1 protein-coding gene is annotated in these 1,569 nt (G+C 43.0%); it reads right to left on the bottom strand.

Annotated elements, in window-relative coordinates:
• Positions 1-325 precede the first annotated feature (325 nt).
• Positions 326-1,473, bottom strand: a protein-coding gene (locus A3766_RS25890) for an IS3 family transposase (protein ID WP_156509150.1) whose coding sequence is annotated in 2 segments (ribosomal slippage) — positions 326-1,230 and positions 1,230-1,473 — 1,149 coding nt in all. Because the reading frame shifts where the segments join, the coding sequence is not laid out codon by codon here.
• Positions 1,474-1,569 lie beyond the last annotated feature (96 nt).

The raw sequence follows: 1,569 nt of genomic DNA, 5'->3' as shown, positions 1-1,569 counted from the left end.
GTGTAAGGCATATGGCTCTTGTTCGCAATATGTGAACCGGGGCCATTAATATTTTGTGTCTGCNCCCTACTCTTTTGGAAAACTAGAACATTGGCCTTGCGGGTAAACCGTTCATAGGATCCAAGAAAATTTTTCTCGATATCTTACATTACCTAAAAGAGGAAAACCGACATAACGCGAGCATCGCTTTCCATGCCTATTTGCCTGGCTTTTCTTATATTACAAAAGACCCGAAAGCCGACATAACACTTTGCTAAGTTGGCTGATCATTCTTTATTCGATATCCTTGTGTCATCAACACAAGGATTGAATCGACCAGCTTTAACTAAACACTTTTCTGTTTGAATTCTTCTAACTTTTCATAAGCCAGTGGAGGCATATTATTAGCTTCCCCATGCTTACGTCTAGAGTTATAAAACATTTCAATGTAATCAAAAATATCTGCTCGTGCGTGCTCTCTTGTTGAGTAGATTTTCCTCTTTACTCTCTCACGCTTGAGAAGCTGAAAGAAGCTCTCCGCTACTGCGTTATCATGGCAATTTCCTCGCCGACTCATACTCGCTTTAAGGTTGTGAGCGCTTAGAAAGTCATTCCATTCGTAACCCGTAAACTGACTGCCTTGATCAGAGTGTATTAACACCTGGTTCCGCGGCTTTCTTCGCCACACTGCTGCAAGAAGAGCTTGAGTAACAAGCTCGGATTCCATTCTTGAGCTCATAGACCAACCAACTACGGCACGAGAATATAAGTCCAGTACCACAGCAAGATAGGGCCAACCTTCGTGAGTTCTGATATAAGTAATATCAGTCACCAAAGTTTGGTTTGGCATGGCTACAGAAAACTGGCGATCTAATACGTTGCTTGCGACGATTGCGGGTTTGCCGCCATAGTGGCCTCTATGCCTTCTGTAACCTACTTGAGCCCTGATTCCTTCCTGCTTCATCAATCGTGCAACGCGATGTTTGCAGCAGGTTTCACCTAAGTCACGCAGATCGCTCGTTACTTTCCGGTAGCCGTAAACACAACCACTTTCCAACCAAGAATGCTTGATAAGCCCTGTCAGTCGTTCATCTTCAATCTGGCGCTTTGACTTGGGCTGATTCAGCCAAGCATAAAAGCCACTCCGCTGAATAGAAAGCGTCTCACACATCAATTTGGCAGGGTAATTGTTGAGCCTTTTTTTTACGAACGCGTATTTTTCTTTGACTCGCCCGCGAAAAATACGGTTGCTTCCTTTAGGATGTCGCGTTCCATCGTGACACGCTTAAGCTCTTTTTCTAGCTGCTTAATTTTGTTTTCGTGGTCGAGTTGTTTTTTGTGTTCATCACTATCTGGACCATGCACTTTCATCCAGTTGTAGAGCGAACTGGCAGTTATACCAAGCCGTACAGAAACGCTAGAAACTGAATGGCCATGTTCGGTAACTTGCTTAACTGCTTGGATCTTAAATTCTTCGGTAAATCGCTGAGACATACTTTCTCCTTAATACACATAATTATAAAGCAATTAAGCGTCTAAAGAAGGCTGGTCGATTCAGATTGCTAATAAGCATAATACGATTGAACCTAT

The organism is Oleiphilus sp. HI0132, from assembly GCF_001635845.1.
This window is presented reverse-complemented; position numbering and strand designations above follow the sequence as displayed.